5 protein-coding genes are annotated in these 6,488 nt (G+C 72.1%); all 5 read left to right on the forward strand.

Translation table 11 applies throughout. The features are described 5' to 3' along the window. Positions 1 to 540 (forward strand): hypothetical protein (locus tag G3N98_RS37635; protein ID WP_241026255.1); only part of this gene is annotated, 540 nt, incomplete at its 5' end. Between the two features lie 50 nt (positions 541 to 590). Further along, complete coding sequence (locus G3N98_RS37640; protein ID WP_206150954.1) at positions 591 to 2,345, forward strand: acyl-CoA synthetase family protein; 1,755 nt, start codon at positions 591 to 593, stop codon at positions 2,343 to 2,345. Further along, the gene (locus tag G3N98_RS37645; RefSeq protein ID WP_089473563.1) at positions 2,342 to 3,331 is read left to right on the forward strand and encodes an acyl-CoA synthetase; all 990 of its coding nucleotides are present in this window, start codon (positions 2,342 to 2,344) and stop codon (positions 3,329 to 3,331) included. The genes G3N98_RS37640 and G3N98_RS37645 overlap by 4 nt, the downstream gene beginning before the upstream one ends. Continuing rightward, positions 3,328 to 3,984, forward strand: a complete 657-nt coding sequence (locus G3N98_RS37650; RefSeq protein ID WP_089473564.1) for an outer membrane lipoprotein carrier protein LolA — start codon at positions 3,328 to 3,330, stop codon at positions 3,982 to 3,984. The genes G3N98_RS37645 and G3N98_RS37650 overlap by 4 nt, the downstream gene beginning before the upstream one ends. Continuing rightward, positions 3,984 to 6,461, forward strand: a complete 2,478-nt coding sequence (locus G3N98_RS37655) for an MMPL family transporter (RefSeq protein ID WP_206150955.1) — start codon at positions 3,984 to 3,986, stop codon at positions 6,459 to 6,461. The genes G3N98_RS37650 and G3N98_RS37655 overlap by 1 nt, the downstream gene beginning before the upstream one ends. Positions 6,462 to 6,488: the final 27 nt, after the last annotated feature.

A 6,488-nucleotide genomic window follows, 5' to 3' on the forward strand; every position in this document is an offset into this window, starting at 1 on the left:
TCGATGGCGCTGGTGCCGCCGCTGCTGCTCGCGCTCGGCGCAGCGCTGCGCTCGCCGCATCGCGCATGGCTCGTGCCGGCGTGGCTGCTTGCCGCCACCGTGCTGTGGGCCGCGCGCGTGCCACTCGCCCGGCATTTCGAATGGGGCCTGTATCTGGAACACGCGAGTTTCAACCTCGCGATGGCGCTGCTGTTCGGCCGCACGCTCGCCGCCGGCCAGGTGCCGCTTTGCACGCGCTTTGCAACGATGATCCACGGCGCGGTCACGCCGGCCGTCGCGCGCTACACCCGGCAGATCACGCTCGCGTGGACGCTGTTCTTCGTCGCGATCGCCGCCGTGTCGACGCTGCTGTTCGCGACCGCGCCGATCGTCACGTGGTCGACGTTCGCGAACTACCTGTCGCTGCCGCTCGTCGCCGTGATGTTCGCCGCCGAGCATGCGTGCCGGCGCTTCGCACTGCCGCACGAACCGCGGCCGCGCATGGTCGATGCCGTGCGCGCGTATCGCGCGACGACGCACGCATCGCAGCCGTCACGATGAATTCACGGCCGGCGCGCCGCGCCGGCCTTCGCTCCCGTTTCGACCGATTTATGCCGACTCACCCGCTGGTTTTCCATTCGTCGCCGGACCAGACGATCGCCTGGCGCGACGGCGCGCCCGTCACCGTGCGCGCATTCGTCGCCGACGTCGCGCGCGTGGCCGCCGCGCTGCCCGCCGGCGGCCACGTGTTCAACGTGTGCCGCGACCGTTACCGCTTCGCGGTCAGCCTGTGCGCCGCGCTCGTTGCCGGCAAGATCAGCCTGCTGCCGTCGACGCATACGCCGGAAATGGTGCGCCAGCTCGCATCGTTCGCGCCCGACGCGTTCTGCCTGCACGACGCGCCCGACTGCGCGATCGACCTGCCGCGCTTCGCGTACCCCGATGCCGCCCCCGGCGAGCGCGCGAGCGATGCGCCGTTCGTCGTGCCGCAGATCGATGCGGCGCGAATCATGGCCTACGTGTTCACGTCCGGCTCGACCGGCGCGCCGGTGCCGCACCGCAAGACCTGGGGCTTCCTGGTCGGCTGCGTGCGCGCGGCGGCCGACCGCCTCGGGCTGCTCGACGGCCGCGCGGCCACGCTGATCGGCACGGTGCCCGCGCAGCACATGTACGGCTTCGAGTCGACGGTGCTGCTCGCGCTGATCGGCGGCCTCGCGTTCAGCAATCGCCAGCCGTTCTACCCGGTCGACATTCGCGACGAACTCGCTGCGATCCCGCAGCCGCGCGTGCTCGTCACGTCGCCGATCCACCTGCGTGCGCTGCTGGCGGCCGGCCAAGCGCTGCCGCCTGCCGCGCTCGTGCTGTCGGCCACCGCGCCGTTGTCGGAAAAGCTCGCGTGTGAAGCCGAGGCCGCGCTCGACGCGCCGCTCGTCGAGATCTACGGCAGCACCGAAACCGGCCAGATCGCGACCCGCCGCACGTCGCGAGGCGCGACCTGGGCGTTGTTCCCGGGCATCCGGCTCGACGCGCGCGACGAACCGGCGAGCGACGACGGCGAGCCGACGATCTGGGTGTCGGGCGGGCACGTCGAGGCGCCCGTGCCGATGGGCGATGCGCTCGAACTGCTCGGCGACGGCCGGTTCCTGCTGCACGGCCGCAAGGCCGACCTCGTCAACATCGCCGGCAAGCGCACGTCGCTCGCGTACCTGAACCATCAGCTCAATGCGATTGCGCAGGTGATCGACGGCGTGTTCTTCATGCCCGACGAAGCCGCGCCCGCACCCGCCCACGCCGGCGCCGGCCTCGAACCGGTCACGCGTCTCGTCGCGCTGGTCGTCGCGCCGACGCTCGCGGCCGCCGATCTGCAGCGCGCGCTGCGCGAGCGGATCGATCCCGCGTTCATGCCGCGCCCGCTCGTGTTCGTCGACGCGCTCCCGCGCAACGAAACGGGCAAGCTGCCGCGCGACGTGCTCGCCGCGCTCGTTGCGCAACATGCGCGCACCACAGCCGCGCCGACGCCCATCGGCGACCCGGCCGGCACGCCCGCGCCGGCGCTCGGGTTCACGATCCCCGCTGATCACCCGGCACTGCCCGGCCACTTCCCCGGCCATCCGGTCGTGCCGGGCGTCGTGCTGCTCGATCACGCAATCCATGCGATCGGTGCGGCGCTCGACCGTCCGCTGCACACGTGGCGGCTCGGGTCCGCGAAATTCCTGAGCCCGGTCGCGCCCGGCGAACCGCTCGATCTCGCGTACGACGCCGCGGCGAGCGGTGCGATCCGCTTCACGCTGCGCGCCGGGGCGCGCGAGGTCGCGAGCGGCGTGCTGTCCGCGCCGCCGGCCGCGCAGGATGGCGCGCAGCCATGAAGCGCACCGCGTGGGCCGAACGCCAGGAGCGCAGCAACGCAGGCTTGCTGCGCGCGATGACGTGGATCTCGCTGCGCTTCGGCCGGCAGCGCGCGCGCGTCGTGCTGCATCTGATCGCGACGTATTTCGTGCTGTTCTCGCCGGTCGCGTGCGCGGCGTCGCGCGACTACCTGCGCCGCGTGCTCGGCCGCCCCGCGCGCTGGCGCGACGTGTACCGGCACGTGTTCACGTTCGCGGCAACGATCCACGACCGCATCTACCTGATGAACGGACGCTTCGACCTGTTCGACATCCGGCTGCACGGTGAAACGCTCGTCGACGACGCGCTCGCGGGCGGACGCGGCGCGTTCCTGATGGGCGCGCATCTCGGCAGCTTCGAGGTCGTGCGCGCGATCGGCCGCACGCACCCGGACCTGCGCGTGGTCGTGACGATGTACGAGAAGAACGCGCGCAAGATCAACGCGACGCTCGCCGCGGTGAATCCCGCCGCGCAGCCGGAAGTGATTCCGCTCGGGCAGGTCGACTCGATGCTGAAGGTGCGCGAGCGCCTCGACGCGAACTGCATGGTCGGCATGCTCGCCGACCGCACGCTGCTCGACGACGCGGCCGCGTCGCTGCGGCGGCTGCCGCTGCTCGGCACGCCGGCCGCGTTCCCGCTCGGGCCGCTCTACATGGCCGCGATGTTGAAGCGTCCGGTGATCTTCATGACGGGCCTCTATCGCGACGGCAACCGCTACGATGTGCACTTCGAGACGCTCGCCGATTTCTCCGACGTGCGGCGCGACGCACGCGCGGCGGCCGTCGACGCGGCACTCGCGCGCTACGTCGCGCTGCTCGACCAGTACTGCCGCGCGGCGCCGTACAACTGGTTCAACTATTTCGACTTCTGGCAAGGCGGCGATGCCGCGACCGCAACCGTGACCGCTCGCAGCGACGCTGCATGCGCCGGTGCCGGCCTGGCCGCCACGAGGGATTCCGACGCATGACCGCCGTTCGCCGCTGCCTGCCCACGCTCCCGTCCACGCTGCGTCGCGCCGTCCGCACGCTGGCCGTCGCCGTCGCGGCAACCGCCGCCATGGCCGCGCTGGCTGCAACGCCCGCGCAACCGGCCGACACGGCGCCGGCGTGGAATCTCGACCGGTTGATGTCGACGCTTGCGCAACACAAGTCGGGGCGCGCGACATTCACCGAGACGAAGACCCTGTCGATCGCGACGCAGCCGGTCGAGTCGTCGGGCGAACTCGTGTTCGTCGCGCCCGACCATCTCGAGAAGCACACGCTGAGCCCGAAGCCCGAACACCTCGTCGTCGACGGCGACATGCTCACCGTCGAGCGCAACAACCGCAAGTTCACGCTCGCGCTCGCACGCTATCCGGAACTCGGCGCGTTCATCGACAGCATCCGCGCGACGCTCGCCGGCAACCGCTTCGCGCTCGAACAGGTGTATAAGGTCGCGCTCGCCGGGCGCGGCGACGACTGGACGCTGACGCTCACGCCGCTCGACTCGCGGATGCTGAAGGTCGTCAGCACGATCACGCTCGACGGCACGCGCGACGTGTTGCGCAGCGTCGCGATCCGGCAGGCGGATGGCGACCGCTCGGTGATGCGGCTGCAACCCGTTCCGGCGAACCCGAACTGATGGACGAACGCACCCGGCCCCCCGCGTCACCGGTCGCGCGCCGCCGGCACGCGCTGCGGCAGCGTGCCGTGCTCGTGTGGCTGCTCGCGCTCATCGCATGCGGCGTCGCGATCGGGCGCGCGCACTTCACGGCCGACCTGTCCGCGTTCCTGCCGAGCGCGCCGAGCGCCGGGCAGCGCGTGCTCGTCGACCAGTTGCGCGACGGCGTCGTGTCGCGGCTGATCCTGGTCGCGATCGACGGCGGCGATGCCACGACGCGCGCCGCGCTGTCGCGACGCGTCGCCGGCGCGCTACGCACCGATCCGCAATTCGCGGCCGTTCACAACGGCGAAGCCGCGAACGACGCGCGCGATCGCCAGTTCATCTTCGATCACCGCTACCTGCTGAGCCCCGCCGTCACGCCGCAGCGCTTCAGCGCCGCCGGCCTGCATCAGGCGCTCGGCGACAGCCTCGACCTGCTGAGTTCGTCGGCCGGCCTCGTGGCCAAGGCGATGCTGCCGCGCGACCCGACCGGCGAAGTCGCCACGCTCGTCGACCAGTTCGACAGCGCGGCGGAACCGGCGAGCCGCGACGGCGTGTGGGCATCGCGCGACGGCACGCGCGCAGTGCTCGTCGTGCAGACGGCCGCCGCCGGGTCCGACACCGACGCGCAGGCCCGCGCGATCCACACCGTGCGCGATGCATTCGCCGCCGCCAGGCAGGCCGTGCCGAACGCCGCCGCGACCACGCTCGCGATGACGGGCCCCGGCGTGTTCTCGGTCGACACGCGTGACACGATCCGGCACGACGTCGAGCGGCTGTCGACGGCGAGCGTCGTGCTGATCGTCGCGCTGCTGCTGACGCTGTACCGTTCGCCGCGCACGCTCGCGCTCGGCTTGCTGCCGGTGCTGACGGGTGTCGCGGCTGGCATCGCGGCGGTCAGCCTCGCGTTCGGCACGGTCCACGGGCTGACGCTCGGCTTCGGCACGACGCTGATCGGCGAAGCCGTCGACTATTCGATCTACCTGTTCGTGCAATCGGCGCAGGCCGGCACGCGCGGCACGGCGCGCCCGGCCGACGCGACGCGCGCATGGGTCGCCGCGTACTGGCCGACGATCCGGCTCGGCGTGCTGACGTCCGTGTGCGGTTTCGCGTCGATGCTGTTCTCCGGATTCCCGGGCCTCGTGCAGCTCGGGCTGTATTCGATCGTCGGGCTGACGGCCGCCGCGCTCGTCACGCGCTTCGTGCTGCCGCACCTGCGCGGCGAGCATGTCGCGATCCGCGACGTGTCGCGCGTCGGCGCCGTGCTCGCGCGTGCGGCCGACGCCGCGCCGCGGTTGCGCTGGCCGCTCGCCGTGCTGGTGATCGCCGCGGCCGCGACGCTCGTGCTGCATCGCGACGGTTTGTGGAGCCGCGAGCTCGCCGCGCTCAGCCCCGTGCCGGCGCAAGCGCAGGCGCTCGACGCGCGGCTGCGCGCCGATGTCGGCGCACCTGATGTGCGCTATCTCGTCGTGATTTCCGCATCGACCGAACAGGCCGCGCTCGAAGGCGCCGAAAAGGTAGCCGCGCAATTGCAGCCGCTCGTCGACCGGGGCGCGCTCGCCGGCTTCGAAAACCCCGCGCGCTACCTGCCGAGCGACGCCGCGCAGCGCGCACGCCAGGCGAGCCTGCCGGATGCCGACGTGCTCGCCGCGCGGATGCGCGACGCCGTCGCGAACCAGCCGATCGCGGTCAAGCCCGACCTGTTCGCACCGTTCATCACCGACGTCGGGGCCGCGCGCCACGCACCGCTGCTGACGCGCGCGGACTTGCGCGCCACGTCGATGGCGCTCGCCGTCGATGCGCTGCTGACCGAACGCGACGGCCGCTGGAGCGCGATGCTGCCGCTGCGCGCGCCGGATGCCTCCCGCGCCGCGCAACCGGCATCGAGTCTCGATGCCACGCCGATTCGCGAAGCCGTCGCGCGCGCGGGCGTGCCCGATGCGCTGTTCGTCGACATGAAGGCCGAAGCCGATCGCCTGTACGTGAGCTACGTGCACGAGGACCTCCGGCTGTCGCTCGCGGGTTTTGCCGCGATCGCCGTGCTGCTGCTGATCGCGCTGCGCTCGCCGCGCCGTGCCGTGCGCGCGCTCGCGCCGCTCGTCGCGGCCGTGCTGGTCGTGACGGCCGGCTTCGCGCTCGCCGGCGTTCAGCTGACGATCCTGCATCTCGTCGGGATGCTGCTGATCGTCGCGGTCGGCTCCAACTACGCGCTGTTCTTCTGCAAGCGCGACGACGCGCAGCCCGTCACGCCGTACACGCTCGTGTCGCTGCTGATCGCGAATCTCGCGACGGTTGCCGGCTTCGGGCTGCTGGCGCTGTCGCGCGTGCCGCTGCTCGAAACCTTCGGGCTGACCGTCGGCCCGGGCGCGATGCTCGCGCTCGCGTTCGCGGCGATTCTCGCGCCGCGCGCGGCTGACGGTATGGCCATCAACCGTCATCGAGGAGGCCGCGCATGAACGCGCCGTCGTCCGTTCCGTCGCGAC

Origin of the sequence: Burkholderia sp. Tr-20390 (assembly GCF_017104595.1) — a bacterium.
GTDB lineage: Bacteria > Pseudomonadota > Gammaproteobacteria > Burkholderiales > Burkholderiaceae > Burkholderia.

Bases quoted from the DNA above. Each gene is read 5' to 3' on its own strand.
- G3N98_RS37640 (WP_206150954.1), top strand. From the start codon at position 591: ATGCCGACTCACCCGCTGGTTTTCCATTCGTCGCCGGACCAGACGATC.
- G3N98_RS37650 (WP_089473564.1), top strand. From the start codon at position 3,328: ATGACCGCCGTTCGCCGCTGCCTGCCCACGCTCCCGTCCACGCTGCGT.
- G3N98_RS37655 (WP_206150955.1), top strand. From the start codon at position 3,984: ATGGACGAACGCACCCGGCCCCCCGCGTCACCGGTCGCGCGCCGCCGG.
- G3N98_RS37645 (WP_089473563.1), top strand. From the start codon at position 2,342: ATGAAGCGCACCGCGTGGGCCGAACGCCAGGAGCGCAGCAACGCAGGC.